Here is a 21,249-nt window from a genome sequence, read left to right on the forward strand (position 1 = left end):
TATGGCTGAACGAGCAAAGCGACCGTGCAACAAACCCGGTTGTCCTGAGCTTGTCTCCAGTGGCTACTGTGCCGTTCATCAAGATGCAACGAAGGCACACGACCGATGGCGTGGCTCAGCCACCACCCGTGGCTATGACCATGCATGGTCTAAGGTCCGCCGACTCGCTCTCAAGCGGGACTCGTACCTTTGTCAGCATTGCCTGCTAGCCGGTCGCGTGACTCCGGCGTTGGACGTTGACCACATCCGTCCCATCACCAGCGCTCCTCAGCTCAGGCTTGACCTCAGCAACACCCAGAGTTTGTGTCGCGCTTGTCACGCCCTCAAGACCGCAAAAGAAACCCCATGAGATCAACCACTTAAAAGTGGTGGGTGGGGGCATGAAATGCGTAGACATCGAGAGAGAAGCCAACCGTCACCCAACGCGATTTATCTGCACGCGGAACGTTTCCCAATTTTTAGCAACAGAGTCACCCTCCACCATGCCAGCAGGACGCAAACGACTACCTTCCGCCGTACACGAAGCCCACGGCAACCCCGGCCACCGCAAGCACGCACCAGAGATGGATTTCAGCGCAGCCGGTGAGATCGGAAAACCGCCTTCCTGGCTCGATGCCGGAGCGAAGGCCGAGTACAAGCGAATCGTCGCTGCCCTCTCAGACCTTGAACTACTGCGTTCAACTGACGTCGGTGTGGTCGCCTCATACGCAATCGCCTATTCCCGATGGATGGCCGCTGAGAAGCAGGTCACCAGAGAAGGCACCGTCATTCAGGTGATGGGCAGCCAGGGCCAGACCAAGATGGTCAAGCACCCGGCGTTATTGGTCGCCGCTTCCGCTCAGCAACAGATGCTGCGAGCCGGTTCCTTGCTGGGACTGAACCCGGTAGACCGCGCCAAGATCTCCGCATCACCCAAACAGGCCGCCAATCCTTTCTCCGCCATCTTCGCCATGACCGAAGAGGACCCCGCCGCCATCAACTAGGACCCATCCCGTGACCGACTACGCCGCCCTCGCTCATCAGTATGCGCAGGACGTAGTCACGGGCAAGATTCTGGCTTGTCGCTGGATCAGGCTCGCTTGTCAGCGTCACCTATTTGACCTAGACCGCATTCAATCTTCTGAGTATCTCTACAAGTTCAGCGCACTCAAGGCCAATAAGGTTTGCGCTTTCGCTGAGATGCTGCCTCTCGGTGGTCGCTTCGCTGCTAAGGGAAAGAACCTCAAACTCCAGCCTTGGCAGTGCTTTCTACTTGCGTGCACATTCGGCTGGGTACATAAGACCAACGGCCTTCGCCGGTTCCGCACGGTGTATCTTTACGTTCCTCGTAAGAACGGAAAGAGCTTTCTATCAGCCGTCATCGGTCTGTGGATGCTCATGTTCGACGGTGAGCAACAGGCCGAGGTCTACTGCGGAGCCACGACGCTTCCCCAGGCAGAGTATGTCTTCAAACCAGCACAGCAGATCATACGCAAGTGCGCGGGGCTTCAAACCTTCGGCGCGAAGAACCTCGCCAGCGCCATTGTCTTTCCGGCTTCCGAATCTCGTATGTCGGCTGTCATCGGTCAGCCACCTGACGGTTCATCTCCAAGTTGCGCCCTGCTGGACGAAGCTCACGAATGGTCAAACGACATTCTGATGAGCACAATGCAGACCGGTATGGGGGCTAGGCTTCAGCCGCTCACCCTCGTCACCACGACTGCTGGGTACAACACAGCCGGTCCCGCGAAGCTCATGCAAGACGAGCTTCAAGATGTCCTCGAAGGCATCAAGGAAGACGATCAGTTGTTCGGCCTCATTTATGGCCTGGACGATAAGGACGATTGGAAGGAACCATCTTCTCTCGTCAAAGCGAACCCAAATATCGGTGTGAGCGTCGGGCTTGAATACCTTCAATCTCAGCTCCACAAGGCCATACAGACACCCCGCCTTCAAACAGCGACGAAAACGAAGCACCTCAACATCTGGTGTGCCTCCGCAGTCGGCTGGATCGACATGGATCGTTGGTCCCGCTGTAAGGACGAAAACCTCAGCATTGAAAACTTCAAAGGTGAGACCTGTTGGGCTGGTATCGACCTCGCGAACAAGATAGACCTTACGGCTTACGTTCTGTTGTTCCGCCGGGTTCTCAATGGGATTCCTCACTTCTATCTGTTTCCAAGGTTCTACCTCCCAGCCGCAAAGATTGACGACCCCGCCAACGGCCATTACAGGCAGTGGGAAGGTAACGGCTATCTTCAGTCGGTACCCGGCGAGGTCAATACCTTTGAGGAACTGCACGAGCAAATCAAGAAAGACCGCGAACTCTATGACGTGGCGGAATGGGCCTTTGACCCGGCTCACGCTCACCTCTTCGTAGCCAAGCTGCTTGAAGAGAAGTTGCCGCTGGTAGAAGTCCCCCAGACGTGGAAGTTTCAGTCGGAACCCATGAAAGAACTAGAGGCTCTCGTTCTTCAAGAGCAGCTTCATCACGACGGTAATCCTGTCATGACGTGGTGTATCGCGAACACGACTGTGAAGTATCTGAATGGCGACGTGATCAGACCTGACCGCGCCAGCTACGAAAAGAAAAAGGACGGTACAGACGCCACCCTCATGGCTCTGGGTCGCGCCCAAGTCGCCAAACCCAAGAAGACTGCGTGGGCAGTGGAAGTCTGGTAAATGGAAGTATTCTCGTCAATCCGCGCCCTGCTCGATACCCGAGACAAGGGCCACCCAATCTCGCTGGAACTCCGCCAGCAGCCCACACTCAACACGCCCTCTGTGCCACTGAGTGGTGTGGGCTTCGAGTGGGCGTATGAACTCGGCGGCGGTGACGGCACTGTATCCGGTGAGGCCATTAGCAATGACACGGCCATGCGAATCATCACGGTTTACGCCTGTATCCGGGTATTGTCTCAGGCTATTGCTTCTCTGCCTCTTGTACTGAAAGAGAAGATTGAGAACGGCAGCACTGATGCTGTCGCCAGCCCGCTCTATTACATCCTCGGCACGGAACCGAATCCTGAGATGGACAAGCACCGCTTCTGGGCCACCATCGTTACCGGCCTCATGCTGACGGGGAATGCTTACTGCCAGATCGTCCGCAACAATGCCGGTCAGGTGGTTGAGCTATATCCTCTCCTGCCGACCATCACCGAACCCTACCGCCTAGACTCCGGCATACTCGCCTTCCGCACTCAGCAGGGTCAGGCACCCGGTAACTGGAAGACGCTACCGGCTACCGATGTCTGTCACTTCGCTCTGATGTGCTTGGACGGCATCAAGGGCATGTCTCCTATTCATCAAGCCCGTGAGGGTCTCGGCCTAGCTCGTGCCGCTGAAAAAGCTGGCGCAAGACTTTTCGGGAATGGCGCTCGTCCTGGCGGTTTGCTCATAGCTCCCGCCGACATTACACCCGAGCAAAAAGAACAAGCAAGGAAGTCATGGCAAGCGAACCACGGCGGTTCAAACCAGAACGGCACGGCTGTCCTCGAAGGCGACTGGAAGTATGAGGCGCTCAGCCTCAGTCCTGAAGATTCTCAGTTCATTCAGGTACGCGCTATGCAGCGAACCGAGATCTGTGCCCTGTACGGAGTTCCGCCCAACATGGCCGGTGATACTTCAAGGCTCTCAAATAACAACCACGAGCAGACTTCACTCAGCTTCGTGACCGATACGCTCCGACCCATCCTCTCCACGCTGGAATGCGAGTTGAACCGCAAGCTCATGCCCAAGGTTGGCCGCAAGGCGGGTAGCTACTTTGCCGAGTTTGACCTCTCTGAGCGCCTTCGTGGCGACTTTGCGACCCAGATGAAGGGATACGCAATGGGCAAACAGTGGGGTTGGTACAGCACCAACGACATTCGCCGCAAGCTTCGTGAGAACACCATCCCCGATCCGCAGGCTGATGTGTACCTGTATCCGGTCAATATGGCGAATGCCGATCAGCTACCGGCTCAGGCGGATGAAGAAAACATTGAACAACAGCCGGTAAAGGAACCGGAAAAGGAACCCAATGCAGCCTAAATCACCACTGGAAGCCATGGAGGTCCGCACGGCTCCTTTGAAGGAAGTCCGCGTTGAAACCAATGCGACAGGCGGCCATACGGTGTCCGGCTATGCCATTGTGTTCAATTCTGAGAGCGTAGACCTGGGCGGGTTCATTGAAGTTGTTGCTCCCACCGCTCTAAACCGCACCCTCACCGGCAACCCCGACGTGCTCTGCCTCCGCGACCACAAGCAGGAGTTCTTACTCGGCCGCACAACGGCTGGGACGTTGAACCTTGCCCCAGACGACACGGGTCTTCACTTCACCTGCAACCTACCGAACACGACTGTCGCCAACGATCTCGCGGAAAGCCTGCGTCGTGGCGATATCGACTCCTGTTCGTTTGGCTTCAGCGTGGTCAGCGATGCGTGGACGACTGACGGGAACGGCAACGACAGACGTACCCTGCTTGACCTTGACCTCTTCGAGATCAGTATCGTCAGCTTCCCCGCATACGAATCCACCAGCGCCTCATTGCGTACGGCCCCGCCTGAAGTTCGGGCACGTGTAGCAAAGCGAACCGCTGATGAAGGTGCCGACGACGACAACGTTTGCCCCTGCACCTGTCCCGAGTGTCTTTCCGGAACCTGTAATAACTGCTCGGTTGATGGCTGCTCGTTGGACCAGTGTTCCTGTGACAACGACGAGCGGTCCCGCACACTTCACCAGAAGCGATCTCTCCTAGCCCTCCGGCTACTAGAGATGCAGATCACCCTCTAAAGCTCTCCTCCACTGACGGGTTGTAACCCCAAGCTGCTCTCCCGAGCGGCTGAACCGGATTGCGCCCAAAATCACCGGCCTCTCCGGTTCAACCTCCCTCCCTCCTATCCCACCCGCCCCACCAAGGAACACCCATGTCCATGCCCGCCCTTCAGGAACAGCGCAATAAGCTGATGACCGATGCTGCCGTAATCCTCCGCAGCGATGCTCCCACCGCAGACCAGATTGAGTCCGCCAACAAGATGATTGCCGATGCCGGCGAGCTGGAGCAGCGCGTCGCGACTCTCAAGCAGGTTGAAGCGTATGAGGCCGAGCAGCGTGCCTTCGTACCGGCTCCTCGCCCTACTGGTGAGCAGAGCAAGGATGAGCAGCGCACCCGCGCCGTTGATGCCCTCCGCTCATACATGATCAGAGACCGCGTAGAACCCGAGTACCGCGACCTTCTAACCACCAGTTCCGCGTCCGCTGGCGTCACGATTCCGCAAATGTTCTCACCCGTGCTGGTACAGGCTCTTAAGGATTACGCACCCGTCCTTGATGCGGTCAACGTCATCACGACCAACAAGAACGGCGCTCCGATGAAGATGAACCTCATCAACTACACCGGTACCATTCTGCCGGTCGTAGCCGAAGGAACGCAGTTCCCAGAGATTGATCCCGCCTTCACTTCTCAGATCTTGAACGTGGATAAGCTCGGCGGTGAGGTCAAGATTTCCAATGAGATGCTTGACGACTCCGAGTTTGACCTCGGCGGATGGCTCACTCAGGCTTGGCAGAACACCTACGGCTACTCTCTTGAGCACTACGTAACCGCAGGAGACGGCAGCAACATCGCCAGTCTGTTGGCTGTAGCTGCAACCGGTACGACCTCGGCTGCTGCTGGTGTGATCACCTATCCCGATATCGCTGCTCTGTACGGCGGTCTGACTGCCGCTTATGCCCGCAACGGTTCGTTCATGATGAGCACCGCCACCCGCGCTGCGCTCATGGCCCTCACCGCTACGACTGGTCAGAGCATCTTCAACACCGACCCGACCAATGGTCCGTTCTCGTCTATCTTCGGTCGTCCCATCTACATCAATGATTCGATGCCGACCCTGGCCGCTGGTAATAAGGCGATCCTCTTTGGTGACTTCAAGAAGGCGTATACCCTTCGCCTAGACGGTGCGCCGACGATCAAGCGTCTCGACGAGCGTTATGCGGATACCGACGAGGTGGGCTTCATCATCCGCTCACGCGTTGGTGGAATCACGATGAACGCTGGTATCGCCCCCGTCATAGCACTCACCGTCCACGCCTAGCAACCCGTAGGCGGCTGGCTTGCCGTAGATAGCCAGCCGCCTACACCCCACTCCCATGACAAAAGTAAAGATGACACACTCCGCCGTCGGCGCTGGGATTCACCATGCCGCTGAGCACGTCTACGAGCTTCCCGATCATGTCGCGGAGCAGTACGTGAACGCAAAGCTAGCCACTCGCGAGGAAGGTGAGCCTGAAGTTGCTGCTCACACTCCGCAAGAGAAGCGCGACAAAGCCGTTCGCAAGCCCAACGAAACCCGCTAAGGAACATCAGTGCCCGATTACCAACTCACAATTCCGCCGGTAGTCGAGCCCGTGTCTCTCGCTGAAGCAAAGGCACATCTCAGGGTGGACTTCCCTGACGAAGACAGCCTTATCGCCGGATTCATCAGTGCGGCTCGTGAGATGAGTGAGCAGAAGATGCAACGCGCCATCTTCAATCAGACCTACGTCCTGAGCCTTGATCAGTTCAACTATGGCGATTGGCGCAGCACGATTCCTATGGCTCGCCGCAACCCTTTGAACTACACCGCCCTTTGGGAAGCCACAGCACTCCGCTTGCCCATGCCGCGTCTCGTTTCGGTCACCTCAATCACCTACGTTGACACGTTCGGTGTAACGCAGACCCTCGATCCAAGTCTCTATTCCGTAGACAAGTCTTCTCAGCCAGCCCGCATTGTTCCCGCTCCCTCCGGCTCATGGCCCACCTCGGACTACTACATGCCCGGCAGTGTAAAAGTCACCTTTGTCGCCGGTAGCTACGGAGACGGCATTCAGGTCAACACCTGCCCCGCCTCAATCAAAGCGGCCATCCTGCTTGTCCTGGGGCACCTCTACGAGAACCGTGAAGCCAGCACCGTGGCTTCACTGAAGATACTCCCGCTTGGCGTAGACGCGCTGCTCAGTCCTTATCGCTTCTATGGGGGCATGTAAATGAACGCCGGAACCCTCAATAGACGCATTCAGATTCAGAGCCAATCCGAGACCAGAGACCAAGCCGGTCAGAAATCAACCCTCTGGGACACTACCTACCAGTGTTGGGCGTCGATAGACGTTCAACAAAGTCAGCTTATTTACTCCACGGCAGAGTTCATAGGAAATACCACGTACCGCATCACTTGCCGCTATACATCCTCAGTCGTCTTCCAGCCGAACCAGAGGATTGTCTATACAGAGCCAACTACCGGCGTGGTTCACCTTTATGAGATTCAGGCCATCCTTAATGACAAACAGGCCAACAAGCTCTTCATCTTCATGTGCTACGAGCTGAACGGAGAGGGGTAAGCATGGTAGAGACCACCATCTACACCATCCTCAGCACGAGTCCAGCCGTCACCGCTCTTGTCAGCGACCGAATCAATCCGATGGTTCTGGATAGAGACACCGGCTTCCCAGCAATCTCCTACCTCTTCATCAGCACGGTCTCATCCCCCACCTTCAGTACACGTGGCTCACAGCGGTACCGGTTTGAAGTGAGCTGCTGGGCACAGAAAGCCCTCAGTGCTTGGGAACTCAGAGCAGCGGTCATCACCGCCCTGAATGGCTATTCCCAAGACGGTGTGGTGATTCAGTTCATGCTTTCCCGCGATATGTTCGACCACATCTCTGAGACCTGCCGCGCCACGGCCGAGTTCTACGTCTTCAGCAATCTCTAGCCCCCACGACCTCACAACCTGACCCGCCAACCCAGACCGACTCATTCCCGGCCTTGGTAGAGCTGCGTCTGCGTGGGGCTAACCCTCCCTTTCAACCAATATCAGGAGCATCACCCATGGCATTAGCAGCAGGAGCATCAGCAGCACAGGTAGCAGGAACAGGCGCAATCCTCAGCATAGGCGGTCCGACCGGCGCTGGTGGCTCTGAAGTCTTCGTCACCATCGGTGAGGTGAAGGATGCAAAGCTATCCGGCCGCAAGACTTCCACCACGATGAGCACCAACTTCGCTTCTCTCGGTATTCAGCAGAAGGTCGCGACCATCACCGATCTCGGCACAGCGACGTTCACGGCAAACCGCGTCGGTAACGATGCCGGTCAGCTTGCTATCAATGCCGCGCAGCTCACCCGCGTACCGTACGACTTCAAGTTTCAGATCCCACCCAACACCGTTAACGGCCAGACCACGGGCGACTTGATTACGTTTAGCGGAATCATCACTGAGGCGGGTTCCTTCGATGTCAGCTTGGACAAGGTGTCCGAGTACACCTTCACAGTTGATCTCAACTCCTACAACAGCGTGCTGGGGTCCTAATCATGGCGAAGGTCGCGAAGAACCCCGCACTAGACCCTACTCTGCCGAAGGTGGAGCTGAAGCTGAAGGGTAAGACCTATCATCTCTGCTTCACGTTCGCCGCCCTCGCCACTGCTGAGGCTGCGCTCAAGAAGATAGGGCACGAGATAAACATCTTTCATGCTTTGGACTTCGCCAACCTTGGCGCAGAGAGTCTGGCCGCCATCCTGTATGCCGCACTCATCACTGAAACGCCTGACTTCAATCTTTTGGAAGTTCCGACCCTCATCACCATGAGGGACATCCCCGCCATCAAGCAAGCTCTGTTCGATGCGTTCGCCCTGTCTATGGTCGAGCCTGATAAGGATGCTAAGGCAGACCCTTTAGAGAATCCGCTGGATCTGGAGCTGGACTAGATTCAGCCGAACTATGGATGTCGTGGTGGGTCACGGCGACGCTAGAACTCGGCCTCTCTTCTGAGCAGTTCTACGACCTGACCCCACGACAATTCCAAGCCCTCTGTAAGCGATACCAAAATAACCGCGAGACAGTAAGAAACCATACCGAACTGATGTTCGGGCAGCTCACATCTTGGGTTGTCAACACAGGCTTCCGCAGCTATTTCGAGAAGTTTCAGATCCCGGCTCACTTCATGCCGTCACTTCTGGCCCTGAAGCAAGCCCCAACCAAACAGCCGAACACGCGTATGACGAAGGCCAAACGAGCGGCTGTCGTAGACACGATTCGCATGATGTTCCCCGCACAGAGATAACGATGGCAGACGGTTTCAGCGCAGACATAAAGGGCATAGCCGAAGTGAAAGCTCTCTTTGAAGCCCTCTCAACGAAGGAAGCCGACAACGCCATCCTCAAAGCTCTCAAGGCTGGCGCTCTGATAGAGCAAGCCGCTATCTCTGACCGCGCCCCTGTAAAGGATACGACTGGTGGTCTCTTACCCGAGGGCGCTCTCAAGGCCGACATAGAGGTCAAGGTTCATCGGCCTTCCGGTAGAACCCCATATGTCACTGTCGCCCCCGGGAAGTACACCGCTCACGTTGCACGGTGGCTAGAGTACGGCCACAGGCTAGTGCGTGGTGGCTACTCCCGAATGCTCAAGAACGGTAAGACACGTGGCCCCGGTAAAGAGGTTGGCTTCGTTGCCGAACACAGTTTTATTCGCGTTGGTTATGAAGAATCCCGAGAAGCCGTTGTAGAGGCCATCTCCAACACGCTTGTAGCGGAAATTCAAAAGGCTGCTGTCAAGAAGCAATAACCGCAAGCACACAAACAGACTTCGGTATTCAGTTCCATGAACTACGGAACGGTCTACCTAATACGAAATAGCATCAACGGCAAAGTTTATGTCGGACAAACAATCCGTGCTGTAGGGCAACGATTCAAAGATCATCTTGCTGCTGGACGCAGGGCTCATCCGCCTTATCCGATTCATCGAGCAATCGCCAAGTATGGTGCCGACAGCTTCACCTTGTGTGTGTTGGGTGTGGCTAGCTGCAAGGCCGAACTAGACGAGATGGAGACTCGCGCCATCTTTACTCACGAAGCTCAGAATCGTGCCTTCGGCTATAACTTAGCCCCAGGCGGCGAAGGCTTCAGTAGTGAAAGGGTGAAGGCTCATTGGGCCGACCCACAAAAACGTGCAAGGCATGTAGCGTCCATGCTCACGAAGTGGGCGGATGCTGCTTTCAAAGAGAGTGTAAGCGCACACCGAAGGATTACAGCGGGTACACCTCAAGCACGTAAGAACAATAGCGATGCTCAACTACGTGCTGATGTTGTGGCGCGCAAGTCGAGGGCTAGCAAAGAGCAATGGAACGACCCGGATTTCATAAAGCTCAAGTCGGATCAAGCCAAGGCTATGTGGGTAGACCCAGAGAAGCGTGCGCTGAACGTGGCCGCCAGAAACACCCCTGAGGCAAGAGCGAACCGTATCGCTTCAAACAAGCGGATGTGGGCGGCACCCGGTTTCAAAGAAAAACAGATTGAAAAGATGCGCCTAGCTAAGGCAGCGAAGAGAACAAACCAATCATGAGCACAGCAGCAGGTCAAGTCACTATTGTTCTCTCCGCAGATAAGGTCAGCTATTCCGCTGCGCTTGATCAGGCTGGGCGTGAACTAGACAAGCTGCAAGGCAAGTCAAAGTCATTTGGTCATGGATCAGTCTCGGATATGCAGGCCGCTAGCGCCAGCATCAGGCTGCTTGAGAACCCGCTTGGCAACAACATGCGGGCCATTGAACGCCTCATCTCCCAAAGCAAAGTTCTATCCGGCGTGATGAAGGCGGCCTTCCCTCTAGTCGGTGCTATCGCTATCGCTGGGATGTTCGCGAAGCTGACTACGGAGGTTGTCAAGTTCATCAAGGAGATGAACGAGATGCCCGCCGTCATCAAGCGTGGCTTCGATTCTCTGAACCTCTCCATCCGCACCAGCAATGATGAGCTAGACCTGACCAACGCGAAACTCGCGAATCAGATAGCCAAGCTCGAAGGCAAGCCCCAAAACAACCTCAAGACGGCGCTCGCTGAATCCCGCGTGGAAGCTGACAAGCTGGCTACCTCCCTCGCGAACGATGCGAAAGCAGTCAATGACCTCCTCACCGCAAACAAGATCGGCTTGCTCGGCCAGCTCGTAGGCAAGGCGAACACCTCAAACGTTTCCAGCTCTATTCAGAGCTATATGAATGACCTACAGGATCTTGGAAACAAGATATCTGTTGCCGCTCAGAAACCGAACAACGACACCGAAGTCGCCAGCCTGCGTAAGCAGCTATCCGACAAGCAGAACTCCGGTCTCGGTTGGGCTAAGAGCAAGATGTTCGCCACCGACCACCCGGACCTGGCTGGTCCTGACGACCAGATCATGGGCGGAGATCAGGCTTCTAATCGTGCTGAGCTACTCGGCTTTCAAGGTGTTCTACTCGGCCAGCAGCATCGTGCTACCTCCGAAGATACCAACAAGCAACTTACCGGGATCAAGGATAAGGACGAGGCTGCGAAAGCTGCGGCTGAGTCAGCCAAGGCCGCTGCACGTGCTGCACTTGAGGCTCAGAAGAAAGCCGCAGCCGAACAGCTTGCAGCTTGGGAAGAGAGCAACGCCGACTGGAAAGCTGCACAGGACCGTTCTCTCCTCGACGACGCCGACTGGTGGAAGGCGAAGCTCGCTACCCTCAACATCGGCTCTTTGAACTATCGCGCCGTGAACAAGAAGGTCAACGCAGACATCATCTCCGATAACCGGGAGATGACCGAAGCTCGCCCCACCTGGGCTAACGACTTCCTCAAGGACGGTAACGCCAACGGCGGCATCAGCAAGGATGACGCTGAGCAGATAACCGCGACTGGCAAGGCTACCGCCGAATGGATCGCTTCGCTGCGTTCAGGCGTGGAGCTTCAAAAGCAGAATGCCACGGCGATAGCAGAGTCTTCGCTTCAAATGGCGGTCGCGACAGGCCGCATGACGAAGATGGACGCGGCTCAGATACAGGCCAACCTTCACACTCAGGAATACAACGACAGATTGAGTGAGTTAAAGGATAACCGCGACGCTATCACCACTAACGCCAGCCTCAGCGACGTACAGCGCAAGGCTCAGTTGGCGAACTCCGACAATCAGATTGCCGCTCTCAACAACCAGCGGGCATTACAGACTCAGCAGGACAACGCCTCAACCAACCCCCAAGGCTCTCTCGCTTCCGTCGGATTCGTGGATGCCCTGAATGACTTCGTTCTCGCTTCCAAGGACGCTGCAGGTCAGATGCGTGAGATAACCACCGGTACGCTGAACACCCTGAATGGGGAGTTCGTTAAGGCCATCAGCGGGCAAAGAACCGACTTCGGCAATGCTGGCGCTTCAATCTTCCGCAACGTTGCCGGCATCGGCCTCCAGAAAGCAGAAGGCTCCATCATGCAAGGGCTGGGATTCGGAGCCAAGGCTGACGGAAGCAAGAGCAATCCGCTCTACGTCCGTATGGCCGATGGTGTTGCTGGTGGTGTTGGTTCCGCAGCTAAGGGCCTCTCCAGCCTCTTCAAGTCTGGTGATGGCGATAGCGGCGGAAGTGCCGTATCAGGTCTTGCTTCTAAGGCTGGTGGTTGGCTCAGTTCACTCGCCGGTATGATTCCTGGCTTCGCTGGTGGCGGCACGGTCACACCCGGAACGCTAGCAATGGTCGGAGAACAAGGCCCAGAACTTGCCTACTTTGGCTCAGGAGCGCACATCACCCCAAACCATAAGCTGAGCAGCATTGGCTCCGTTGGTGGCGACACCCACAACTGGCACATTGACGCTCGTGGCGCTACTGACCCGGCTCAGGTTCGTTACCAGGTGCAGCAGGGCATTCAACAGGCCGCACCTCACCTGACCGCCCAGAGTATGCAGGCCAAGGCGCAGCAGAACAAACGCTCTCCTTCTACCCGCCAAAAGTAAAACCCTCCCGCAACACCCCTCCGCACGAACAAGGACGAATCATGCCCACCGGATACACCCAGGTCACCGGGTCCTCTCTCAAGGACTCGGCTGGAACCCCCATTGCTAACGCCACCATTCGCTTTGCTCCGGTCAACAACACGGGCGTTCCCATCTCGTTCATGGCGGGTGGTGGTGGGCAGACCGTCGCCACTCCGGTCACAGCCACCGTCACCAATGGCGCATTCACGATCCAGCTTGCGGATACGACACTCACGACTCCAGTGAACGTCGGGTACGCCGTAACGGTAGTGGACAACCTCACAGGAGAGCACCTTCTCGGTTCCGGCTATGGCTGTGTTCAACCTTCAGGCGCAACGTGGAGCTTCGATACGTATGTACCGAACCTCACGGCGCTGGTTGCGGTGCAGCTGGGTCCGCAAGGACGTGAGGGCGCTCCTGGTCCCGCAAGCACGACCACAGCCTCGCTGGTCGCTTCTCATTTACCGGCGCTGCGTAATCTCTTTGACAAGACCCTGGCGACGAATGACCTACTCGTCAATTGGGTGGATGGAACGACCACCAGTCAGACCGGGCTAGCTTGGTTTGCTACAGGATATATACCGGTCGTTGCGGGTAAACAGTACGTCGCTAGTCTCAACACGTTCCTCGTATCCACCACCATCGGGTTCGCCTTCTTTGATGGCCAGCTGACCTTCGTCGGTGGCGTGATGGGTTGTGCTGCTGGCACTCCCGTGACCGCTCCGGCTAACGCAATCTATATGCGCGTCGGCAGCGGTGGAAACGACCTTGTAGCTGGGCACGACTACGACTACTGGAAGAACCAATTCATCATCGTGGAAGGGGCGGTCCTCCCGTCCGCCTACATTGCCTTCGGCTACGAAGATCCGGCAACCACAGCGGTTAAGTCGGCAGCTCTGCTCGACCGCAGTCTTGGTCATCAACGGAACCGCTTTGACCCCACGACAGCCACTCCCGACGTCTTGATCAGTCAAGTTACCGGCGCGACGATCTCCGTCCCCGGCAACTACTTCACCAGCGACTTCATTCCGGTCAGCGGCCTTGCTTGGGCTATCTGTAACCAGAACACTCTCTTCGGCATACCTCAGAGCGGCATAGCTTTCTACGACGATGCCTTCAATTACATGGGCGGGACCAATGGGGTAGCAGCCTCTACAGCATTTGCCGTTATGGCAGGAGCCGCGTACCTGCGCGTTGGGATGGGAAGCACTGACAACGAGAACCCTTCTATACTCCCCACCGTAGTGCTTGTCGGTGGAAGTGTCCTACCGAGCACACTCGCCTCCCATGGCGGCACGGATGCGTACAGTGCGATCAGCAATGCGCTTGCCGTGGCTTCGAGCAGCGCGGGTTCGTCCCTCTCGCATCGCGGCAATCTGTTCGATAAGCGAGGCGTTACCTTAGACGTCCTGATCAACTACACGACTGGCAATGCTGACAGTTGGCCGGGATACTTTGCTACGGATTACATGATCGTGCTGGGTCTCTCAGAAATCATCTGCAACGAGAACACGAGCTATGCCGCAAGCACGCTAGGCTTCGCGTTCTATGACGTAAACAAAGCGTTCATGAAAGGCGTTGCAGGTGTTGCCGCCAATACAGCGATTGCCGTCCCAGCGGGCGCAGCCTTCGTGCGCTTCGGCATGGGAACCTCCACCGCAAGCGACAGGGCATTGATTCTTGCCGGAGCAATGGTGATGCCGGGAGCTTTAATGCCCGCGCACTATCAGTCTTATGGAGCGTCATCCGCAGCTACACCGCAGAAACTCCGTCTGTTTGATGGACAGAAGAACCTTTTCGACCCCTCACAGGTAACGCTCGATCACCTGATTGATTACACCTCTGGAACCTCAACAGACGTATCAAGTTCATTTGGCGTCGGGAACTTCTTCGCCAGTGGCTTCATGCCGGTGTTCGGTCTTTCGCAGATTGTAGCGAACCAAGAGACGGACTACGGTGCTGGGAGTTTCGGCTTCGCCTTCTACGACGAGGATTTCAACTTCATATCGGGAGTTAATGGGAACGCAGCCGGAACGCCAATGACCGTTCCAGTAGGAGCGTTCTTTGCGCGCGTCGGCTCTGGTGGAACTGTTCAGGCTACGGCCAAGGGCTGGTCTCGTCAGGTCGTGCTTTCCACCTTCATGGTCCTGACGGGGAGCATAGTACCTGCAAACTTCATTCCGTGCAGCCAAGCCGCAGCTCTCGTACCGTCGCGGTTCTACTTGCAAAACGCCGCCATTATCGGGGACAGCATCACCGCCTATGGGGAGCCTAACTCGTTCCCGCAGGGCAATGGAGGTCCGTCTCAATACATCGGCTATCAGCAACCGATGTTAGCGGCTCTGGGTGCAAACAAGCGTGTCATACACGCATATCCAGGCACGCGCATGGTTGACGTCCTCTTGAGCAGCTATGCCCCCAGCCAAGCTGAGATCCAAGTTTGCAATTTCTTGACGGTGTTCAAGGGAACCAACGACTACGGCAATACCGCGTTAGGCGTGGTGCCTATGGGTGACCCATTGACAAGCACCGACAACACCACCTTCTACGGCGCAATGGACTTGATGATCAACACATGGCTTGGGTGGAATCCCTCGCTAGACATCATCTTCTTTACGCCGCTGCAACGCTCGGGAGGGACGGTTGCGAACTCGCTTGGTTTCACCTTGGAGAACTACGCAACGGCCATCATCACGAAGTGTAGACAGTACGCCTTGCCTGTCGTTGACCTTTACCATACCTCCGGTATCAACCAGCTCAATATCGCGACTTATGTTGGACGGAGTCCTCCACCCCAACAACGCCGGGTATGCAAAGTTTACCGGTCACCTGATCACTGCGCTTGCCAGCCTGTAAGCAACTGACGCGCCTCATCATTCCATAACAAGGACGCAAACCCATGAATGTTCTAGCAATCCTCAAAGGCGTCGGCACGGAAGCTGAGAAGCTCGGCACCGGCGCAGTCCACGTAGTTGAAGTTATCGGCAACGGTGCCGTCTGCTTTGAGCGTCTCCTTACCGACGCAAGCAAGCTCACCCCGGAAGTGAAGGCTGGCCTCACGACCCTCATCGCTGACGGCGAAGCTGTAGCTACTGGTTTTATCTCCGCAGGAAGCAACCCAGCTAACTTCGTTGCTGACGCTGCTGAAGCCGCCAATCTCGCCAAGTTCGTAAAGGACTTCGTTGCCTTCCTGCCGGTTATCAAGGCCGCTGCTGGCACCGTCAAGGCTGACCTCACTCCTCTCGCCTAACTCTTCCTCTCTCCCGTAGCACCCCGCCAGAAAGATCCCGCCATGCTCAACACCATCACCCTCAATGGGCAGACGGTTTCTATCGTCGCGTCGCCGACCTGTATCGCCCTGCGCTCCATAGAACTGTCGGGGAGTGACTCGGTCGCTATCGTCACGTCGCCATTCTCTGGACAGACCCAAGCCCAACAGTGGCCCGGAGCGGACTGGTGGTCGGGGACCGCAACACTCCCGCCTCTCACTCAGGACCAAGCCGACGAATGGCTCTCATTCCTTATGGAGTGCCGAGGTATGACGAACCCATTCCTCATGGGCGACCCTCTCAAGTCTTCACCTCGGGGGAGCGTCACGTCGGCTTCAGTGCCTGTGGTGGATATGTCCGTCACGACTCTCAACCAAGTCGGCAATCAAGTCCTCTACACCAAGGGCTGGTTGCCGAATGCCTTCTCACTGTTACTCCCCGGCGACTATCTACAGATTGGCTATCGCCTTCACCGCTGTCTTGACCGGGTGAACTCAGACGCGAATGGTAAGGCCTCCTTTTCTATCTTCCCCTCGCTTCGTGACCTCCCCGCTGACGGCCAGCCAATCATCCTCAACAACCCCCAAGGTCTGTTCCGCCGAGGCAGCAACAAGATGACGTGGTCCTCGGACTACACCGGCCTCACCAACCTTTCCTTTCCCCTGATCGAGTACCGCTAATGCCCAGAAATCTTGACCCCACCTTCTCAGCCAGCCTGAGTGCGCCTCTCTTCGGCCCTGTGTTCCTCGTCATGCTCACCTTCAAATCTCAGACGACCTACGTGTGGTCAGGTGCGGGCACGCTCATATGGAACGGCAACACCTACCTCGGTGTGGGTTCGCTCGGCAAGGTTGATTCAATCAAGGAGGGCATAGAGGTTCACGCTGACGGGACTTCGCTCACCCTCTCAGGAATCGACAAGGTTTACTTGGGTGAAGCTCTCACCGACATCCAGATAGGAGCGCCTGCCACCATTCACTTCGGCAACTACCTGAATGGTGCGCTCATCGGTGCACCCTTTCTCATCTTCCGAGGTTGCGTAGACAAGCCCACAATCCATACCGGCACTGATACGGTGAGCATCAGCCTCGCTCTAGAAAACCGAATGGTGGACTTACAGCGAGCTTCTAATCGCCGCTACACCGCGACTGACCAGCGTGCTCACTACTCAGACGATACAGCTTTTAATTGGGTAGAGAAGATGAACGACATCTCGCTCCGCTGGGGCAGCTAGCAGCACCGAACTCCCTTCCTTCCGCACCGTTTCCCCGCAACAACCAAGGTCATCCCCCATGTCTCTTCCCAAGAAGCAGCATTGGCACACGCGTGCCTTCCATCCCTTCCTCGTAGACCGCGCTCAAACACCCTTCGCTTGGGGCACCAATGACTGCGCCCTTTTTAGTGCGGACGCGATCCTCGCGAATACCGGCGTCGATATCGCCACGGACTTTCGCGGCAAGTACACCGACAAGCGTTCAGCCTTCCTGCTCATCAGGTCGTTGACCGGTGGCTCGACTGTAGCTGATGCAGCCGCTTACTGCGCCCAGAAGCACGGTCTCGTTGAACACCAGCACCCGCTTATGGCGAAACGCGGAGACCTCGTGGTCGTAGCTGATGGCGACGAGCTTATCTGCGGGGTGGTTCACCTCAGCGGTCATGTCATTTCAGTTTCGGAGTCAGACACAGTCCGGCTCCCCATCACCAAAGTAGTCCGTAGTTGGAGCGTATAGGCCAATGTCCAAAGTCATTATGGGAGTCGCAGAGATCGGTGCTGCGGCTGGCCTTGTCGTCGCCGCGAATTTCGTACCAGGAGGTCAGGCCCTCCTCACACCGTTTGTTCTGCACTTAGTAGAGGGTCTCGCTCTAAGCGGTGCCTCCATGTTGGCAGGTGCCGCCGCGTCGGCGCTGACCAGCAATCGCGGAATGACCATCACGACGCGTCAGCCTGCGAGCAATCGCCAGATCATCTACGGCACTCAGCGTGTGGGTGGTGTAGAGATTTACCGCAGCACAACTGGAAGCTCACTCGACCAATTCAACTACGTCATTGTGTTGGCTGGACACGTATGTGACTCCATCGTTAACCTCTACCTCGATGGTCGTCAGGTGCATTGGGAGGTTGGCTCCACCGGCAACAGCACGCGCAACGGTGTCAACTTCGGTGGCCACTGTGACGGCAACACATACACAGGACCAAATGGAGAGCAGTACAACTTTGGCGGTGGCCATGGCGGATACCACGTCTATTGCGAGGCCAGATATGGTGACCAGCTAGCCGGTGATGTCATTGGCGGATTGACCGCTAACGACGCTAATTGGGCAGCATCTAGCGAGGGTTCGCCCTATGTCGGTGACTGCTGCTACGTGTTCCTGAAGCTGGAGAGCGACCCAAATGTCTTCCCCGGTGATCCCGAGATACGTTTCACGGTCAATGGGAAACAGGTCTATGACCCACGCACGGGCACTACTGCGTTCTCTACCAACCGCGCACTCATCATCGCTGACGTCATCTCCGATCTTCAGTTCGGCTTAGGTGACAACACTGTAAATCAGGCTCAGCTTGTCGTGGCGGCGAACGTGTGTGATGAGCAGGTCGCACTTGCTGGCGGAGGAACTGAATCCAGAGACTGCTGCAACTACCACTACGACACCGGCACTGCGCCGGGTGATGTGCTTGTCACGATGGTCGAAGAAACCCTTGGTCGTCTTTCACAGATCGGCGGCGAGTGGTTCTACTGGCCTCGCTACTGGCAGGGACCCAGCTTCACTCTGGATGAGAACGCCCTTACTGGCCCAATTTCATGGAACCCATATCGCTCTGCGCCGGATCTCATCAATCGCTGCACGGGGACATATGTAGCTCCTCAGTACCCGTTTAACATTGCTGGAAATCTCTACGACGCTAATGGCTTCGACCCAGCGACGGGAACCATCCAGAACAATTTCCAGTACGGCTTTCAGCCGACAAACTTCCCACAGTTCGCCGCTGACGTTCCTCACGGATACGCAAGCGATGAGTACCTGAACGAAGATGGCGGCATCATCCGCCCGAAGGAAATCACTCTCCGCACCGTCCTATCTGTTGCTCAGGCCCAACGCATTGCTAAGGGCACGCTGTTAGACAATCGCCGCCAAGGTACAGGCAGCTTCCCGATGAGCCTAGCGGCTTGGCGGATGCAGCCGGTTGACGTCATGCAGTTCACCTTCCCCGAATACGGCTGGACTGAGAAGCTGCTTGAAGTCACGGATGTCGTCTTCGCTGTCACTGAGAATGACGGCGACCAGAACACCCCCGGCGTGCCTTCTATCGGTGTGGTGGTGTCGGTTCGTGAGACGGCCGCAAGCGATTACGAAGACCTCGGCCCCGGTGAAGAACAGACCATCTATGACGCTCCGGTTCTGGCACAGACTACCTATGTCCCCGCGCCTCCTACCGGTCTTGTCCTCACCTCTGGTGCTGCTACTGCCCTTCAGACTCTTGATGGTGTAGTACATCCCCGGATTGAGGTCCAATGGACCACGCCTCAAGACATCCTTACCAATCAGATTCAGGTGCAGTATTCGACCGTGGCTAACCCCACGCTGTGGCTTGATGCGGGTCTGGTAGACGTCTCGAACAACCTCACCTATATCAGCAACGTGATTGCGGGCGCAGGTTACAACGTCCGTATTCGAGGCCTCAGAGCAAATGGCGCTCAGTCGCCCTGGGAAGAGATAGACGGCTATACCGTCAGCATCACTCTGTCGGTTCAAGGCATCCTCGCCTTAGCTCCCGGTTCACTGGTTGCTGACGCCTACTCCGATAGCACCGGGCAGTATGCCGAAGTAACGGTGCAGGGCTTCACGGCTATGGTAGGCAACGCAAGTGTGGCTGTTCTACCGAATGGCACGACGGTCTTGCTTCAAGGGTTGGCGCAGCAGCAGCTCTACTACATCTACTATGTCGATCTGAACTTCACCGGCGGAGCCATCACTCCGATAGATACGCAGAATACGGCGGACTTCCTGAACAAGCCGGGATACTTTCTTATCGACTCCATAATCACCCCGTATGCTCCTCCGGCTTCTGGGTCTGGTGGTGGTGGTGGCGGGACTGCTACAGGCACGCGCTACTCACCCAGCAACTTCCAAGACACCGGCACCCGCACCACAACCAGCCCAACGAGCGCCTATGACGGCGACACATCTACCGCTGCAACGGTGTCGGGTAGCTATACCTATGTTGCCGGGGGCGGCGGGGAAATAACCCAGAACGCATCAGGACCTTCAGCCCAAGGCAGCCTCCCTCCCGGCGGTGGTAGCTCGTCAAGGTCGTCATTCGGTCTCTGCTTATGGGAAGACTTCCCCAGCGTGACCACGACTACCGCGACGAACTTGAACCTGGTTGCGGCCTATCGGGTTCTCGGAACCGGCTCGCCGCAAGTCACCGTCACCGGCAATATCGGCAGCACCGCGAATATCGTCATGACCGAATCCGCAACAACGGCCTCAGCGACCTACACGATGGCGATTCCCTTGGGGACAGACCTCAGTACGGTTTCACTGGAAGTCAACGTGACTGCGGACGACAACGGGTCAACCTCAAACACCGGCAGCTTCTCGGTCTACGAGATCTATATCCAGTAGACCGATGCCCCATCCCTCAGCCCATGAACGATCCCTAACCCAGTCCGACAAGATCCCAGTAGAAGGAAGCAGCATGTCACCCATAAACAAACCAACCACCATCAAGGAGCTTGACGGTTTGCCCGCTGGCGAGATTGATTTCCGTATTGCACAGTCAGAGCAGCGCACCAAGCAGTTCCTAGAGGCGCGGCTCAATACGCAAGACGAGAAGTTGGACACCATGCAGCAAGACTTATCTGCTTTGGTCGGTACGCCTCTGGTGGCCGGAATGATCAAAGACATCAAGACGAGCATCGACGCGGTCCGCGATAGGCAGGAAGAGCAAGCCGGGAAGCATAGCGACTGGCATGAAGCCGACCTCACCTTCCGAACAGAGGTCATCACCCGAGTCGGCACCATAGAAACCGAACAGAAGAAGATGACCGGCCAGATGCGGATGATTCGCTGGTTCGTGGCTACCTCAAAGGGCGTCAGCAAGTGCCTGGAGCTAGCAATCAAAGCTCTCACCGAGGCCGACTTCTGGAAGGTGTTCGGGGCGGCTGGGTTGATGTGGGCGCTGAGCCACTATGCTCCTGCGGTCTTCAAGGTTGTAGCCGAGTACGTCAAGCAGTAGATGGT

At 56.5% G+C, this 21,249-nt stretch carries 23 protein-coding genes; all 23 read left to right on the forward strand.

The features are described 5' to 3' along the window. The first annotated feature begins 1 nt into the window (after position 1). The 23 genes from ACIX9_RS27695 (at position 2) to ACIX9_RS09895 (ending at position 21,244) form a co-directional block, all read left to right on the forward strand. Entirely contained in the window at positions 2-349 is a 348-nt protein-coding gene (locus tag ACIX9_RS27695) for an HNH endonuclease (RefSeq protein WP_013580321.1), read from the forward strand. Between the two features lie 133 nt (positions 350-482). Continuing rightward, positions 483-983, forward strand: a complete 501-nt coding sequence (locus ACIX9_RS23730) for a phage terminase small subunit P27 family (protein ID WP_013580322.1) — start codon at positions 483-485, stop codon at positions 981-983. A 10-nt stretch (positions 984-993) separates the two neighbouring features. Then, positions 994-2,661: a terminase large subunit gene (locus ACIX9_RS09795; protein ID WP_013580323.1), complete on the forward strand. Its 1,668-nt coding sequence runs from the start codon at positions 994-996 to the stop codon at positions 2,659-2,661. Continuing rightward, entirely contained in the window at positions 2,662-4,008 is a 1,347-nt protein-coding gene (locus tag ACIX9_RS09800; RefSeq protein WP_013580324.1) for a phage portal protein, read from the forward strand. It begins immediately after the preceding gene. Beyond that, the gene (locus ACIX9_RS09805; protein WP_013580325.1) at positions 3,998-4,750 is read left to right on the forward strand and encodes an HK97 family phage prohead protease; all 753 of its coding nucleotides are present in this window, start codon (positions 3,998-4,000) and stop codon (positions 4,748-4,750) included. The genes ACIX9_RS09800 and ACIX9_RS09805 overlap by 11 nt, the downstream gene beginning before the upstream one ends. Before the next feature lie 134 nt (positions 4,751-4,884). Further along, positions 4,885-6,051 carry a phage major capsid protein gene (locus tag ACIX9_RS09810; RefSeq protein WP_013580326.1) on the forward strand — a complete coding sequence of 389 codons (1,167 nt, stop codon included), beginning with the start codon at positions 4,885-4,887 and terminating at the stop codon, positions 6,049-6,051. A 55-nt stretch (positions 6,052-6,106) separates the two neighbouring features. Then, a complete protein-coding gene (locus tag ACIX9_RS09815; RefSeq protein WP_013580327.1) occupies positions 6,107-6,313 on the forward strand; it encodes a hypothetical protein in 207 nt (68 codons plus the stop codon). Positions 6,314-6,322: 9 nt separating this feature from the next. Then, complete coding sequence (locus ACIX9_RS09820; protein ID WP_013580328.1) at positions 6,323-6,982, forward strand: head-tail connector protein; 660 nt, start codon at positions 6,323-6,325, stop codon at positions 6,980-6,982. After that, positions 6,983-7,333: a phage head closure protein gene (locus ACIX9_RS09825; RefSeq protein WP_013580329.1), complete on the forward strand. Its 351-nt coding sequence runs from the start codon at positions 6,983-6,985 to the stop codon at positions 7,331-7,333. A 2-nt stretch (positions 7,334-7,335) separates the two neighbouring features. Further along, entirely contained in the window at positions 7,336-7,704 is a 369-nt protein-coding gene (locus ACIX9_RS09830) for a DUF3168 domain-containing protein (protein WP_013580330.1), read from the forward strand. A 116-nt stretch (positions 7,705-7,820) separates the two neighbouring features. After that, complete coding sequence (locus ACIX9_RS09835) at positions 7,821-8,297, forward strand: hypothetical protein (protein ID WP_013580331.1); 477 nt, start codon at positions 7,821-7,823, stop codon at positions 8,295-8,297. Between the two features lie 2 nt (positions 8,298-8,299). Next, complete coding sequence (locus tag ACIX9_RS09840; RefSeq protein WP_013580332.1) at positions 8,300-8,692, forward strand: hypothetical protein; 393 nt, start codon at positions 8,300-8,302, stop codon at positions 8,690-8,692. A gap of 17 nt (positions 8,693-8,709) precedes the next feature. Then, positions 8,710-9,048 (forward strand): UBA domain-containing protein, encoded by a 339-nt coding sequence (locus ACIX9_RS09845; RefSeq protein WP_013580333.1) that lies wholly within the window; start codon positions 8,710-8,712, stop codon positions 9,046-9,048. 2 nt (positions 9,049-9,050) lie between these two features. Then, positions 9,051-9,548: an HK97 gp10 family phage protein gene (locus ACIX9_RS09850; protein ID WP_013580334.1), complete on the forward strand. Its 498-nt coding sequence runs from the start codon at positions 9,051-9,053 to the stop codon at positions 9,546-9,548. Positions 9,549-9,584: 36 nt separating this feature from the next. Next, positions 9,585-10,325 carry a GIY-YIG nuclease family protein gene (locus ACIX9_RS23735; RefSeq protein ID WP_013580335.1) on the forward strand — a complete coding sequence of 247 codons (741 nt, stop codon included), beginning with the start codon at positions 9,585-9,587 and terminating at the stop codon, positions 10,323-10,325. Beyond that, a complete protein-coding gene (locus tag ACIX9_RS09860; RefSeq protein ID WP_013580336.1) occupies positions 10,322-12,715 on the forward strand; it encodes a phage tail tape measure protein in 2,394 nt (797 codons plus the stop codon). The genes ACIX9_RS23735 and ACIX9_RS09860 overlap by 4 nt, the downstream gene beginning before the upstream one ends. A gap of 41 nt (positions 12,716-12,756) precedes the next feature. After that, positions 12,757-15,600 carry an SGNH/GDSL hydrolase family protein gene (locus tag ACIX9_RS09865; protein ID WP_013580337.1) on the forward strand — a complete coding sequence of 948 codons (2,844 nt, stop codon included), beginning with the start codon at positions 12,757-12,759 and terminating at the stop codon, positions 15,598-15,600. A gap of 35 nt (positions 15,601-15,635) precedes the next feature. After that, positions 15,636-15,986, forward strand: a complete 351-nt coding sequence (locus ACIX9_RS09870; RefSeq protein WP_013580338.1) for a hypothetical protein — start codon at positions 15,636-15,638, stop codon at positions 15,984-15,986. Between the two features lie 42 nt (positions 15,987-16,028). Then, positions 16,029-16,685: a hypothetical protein gene (locus tag ACIX9_RS09875; RefSeq protein WP_013580339.1), complete on the forward strand. Its 657-nt coding sequence runs from the start codon at positions 16,029-16,031 to the stop codon at positions 16,683-16,685. Further along, entirely contained in the window at positions 16,685-17,239 is a 555-nt protein-coding gene (locus tag ACIX9_RS09880; protein WP_013580340.1) for a hypothetical protein, read from the forward strand. Before ACIX9_RS09875 ends, ACIX9_RS09880 begins: the two co-directional genes overlap by 1 nt. Before the next feature lie 58 nt (positions 17,240-17,297). Next, positions 17,298-17,735, forward strand: a complete 438-nt coding sequence (locus ACIX9_RS27700) for a DUF6950 family protein (protein WP_013580341.1) — start codon at positions 17,298-17,300, stop codon at positions 17,733-17,735. Positions 17,736-17,739: 4 nt separating this feature from the next. After that, positions 17,740-20,631 carry a phage tail protein gene (locus tag ACIX9_RS09890; protein ID WP_013580342.1) on the forward strand — a complete coding sequence of 964 codons (2,892 nt, stop codon included), beginning with the start codon at positions 17,740-17,742 and terminating at the stop codon, positions 20,629-20,631. A 73-nt stretch (positions 20,632-20,704) separates the two neighbouring features. Next, positions 20,705-21,244: a hypothetical protein gene (locus ACIX9_RS09895; RefSeq protein ID WP_013580343.1), complete on the forward strand. Its 540-nt coding sequence runs from the start codon at positions 20,705-20,707 to the stop codon at positions 21,242-21,244. The last annotated feature ends 5 nt before the right edge of the window (positions 21,245-21,249 follow it).

The organism is Granulicella tundricola MP5ACTX9 (assembly GCF_000178975.2).
GTDB lineage: Bacteria > Acidobacteriota > Terriglobia > Terriglobales > Acidobacteriaceae > Edaphobacter > Edaphobacter tundricola.

Coding starts and splice junctions, on each gene's coding strand:
- ACIX9_RS27695 (WP_013580321.1), top strand. CDS start 2: ATGGCTGAACGAGCAAAGCGACCGTGCAACAAACCCGGTTGTCCTGAG.
- ACIX9_RS23730 (WP_013580322.1), top strand. CDS start 483: ATGCCAGCAGGACGCAAACGACTACCTTCCGCCGTACACGAAGCCCAC.
- ACIX9_RS09800 (WP_013580324.1), top strand. CDS start 2,662: ATGGAAGTATTCTCGTCAATCCGCGCCCTGCTCGATACCCGAGACAAG.
- ACIX9_RS09805 (WP_013580325.1), top strand. CDS start 3,998: ATGCAGCCTAAATCACCACTGGAAGCCATGGAGGTCCGCACGGCTCCT.
- ACIX9_RS09810 (WP_013580326.1), top strand. CDS start 4,885: ATGTCCATGCCCGCCCTTCAGGAACAGCGCAATAAGCTGATGACCGAT.
- ACIX9_RS09815 (WP_013580327.1), top strand. CDS start 6,107: ATGACAAAAGTAAAGATGACACACTCCGCCGTCGGCGCTGGGATTCAC.
- ACIX9_RS09825 (WP_013580329.1), top strand. CDS start 6,983: ATGAACGCCGGAACCCTCAATAGACGCATTCAGATTCAGAGCCAATCC.
- ACIX9_RS09830 (WP_013580330.1), top strand. CDS start 7,336: ATGGTAGAGACCACCATCTACACCATCCTCAGCACGAGTCCAGCCGTC.
- ACIX9_RS09835 (WP_013580331.1), top strand. CDS start 7,821: ATGGCATTAGCAGCAGGAGCATCAGCAGCACAGGTAGCAGGAACAGGC.
- ACIX9_RS09840 (WP_013580332.1), top strand. CDS start 8,300: ATGGCGAAGGTCGCGAAGAACCCCGCACTAGACCCTACTCTGCCGAAG.
- ACIX9_RS09845 (WP_013580333.1), top strand. CDS start 8,710: ATGTCGTGGTGGGTCACGGCGACGCTAGAACTCGGCCTCTCTTCTGAG.
- ACIX9_RS09850 (WP_013580334.1), top strand. CDS start 9,051: ATGGCAGACGGTTTCAGCGCAGACATAAAGGGCATAGCCGAAGTGAAA.
- ACIX9_RS23735 (WP_013580335.1), top strand. CDS start 9,585: ATGAACTACGGAACGGTCTACCTAATACGAAATAGCATCAACGGCAAA.
- ACIX9_RS09860 (WP_013580336.1), top strand. CDS start 10,322: ATGAGCACAGCAGCAGGTCAAGTCACTATTGTTCTCTCCGCAGATAAG.
- ACIX9_RS09865 (WP_013580337.1), top strand. CDS start 12,757: ATGCCCACCGGATACACCCAGGTCACCGGGTCCTCTCTCAAGGACTCG.
- ACIX9_RS09870 (WP_013580338.1), top strand. CDS start 15,636: ATGAATGTTCTAGCAATCCTCAAAGGCGTCGGCACGGAAGCTGAGAAG.
- ACIX9_RS09875 (WP_013580339.1), top strand. CDS start 16,029: ATGCTCAACACCATCACCCTCAATGGGCAGACGGTTTCTATCGTCGCG.
- ACIX9_RS09880 (WP_013580340.1), top strand. CDS start 16,685: ATGCCCAGAAATCTTGACCCCACCTTCTCAGCCAGCCTGAGTGCGCCT.
- ACIX9_RS27700 (WP_013580341.1), top strand. CDS start 17,298: ATGTCTCTTCCCAAGAAGCAGCATTGGCACACGCGTGCCTTCCATCCC.
- ACIX9_RS09890 (WP_013580342.1), top strand. CDS start 17,740: ATGTCCAAAGTCATTATGGGAGTCGCAGAGATCGGTGCTGCGGCTGGC.
- ACIX9_RS09895 (WP_013580343.1), top strand. CDS start 20,705: ATGTCACCCATAAACAAACCAACCACCATCAAGGAGCTTGACGGTTTG.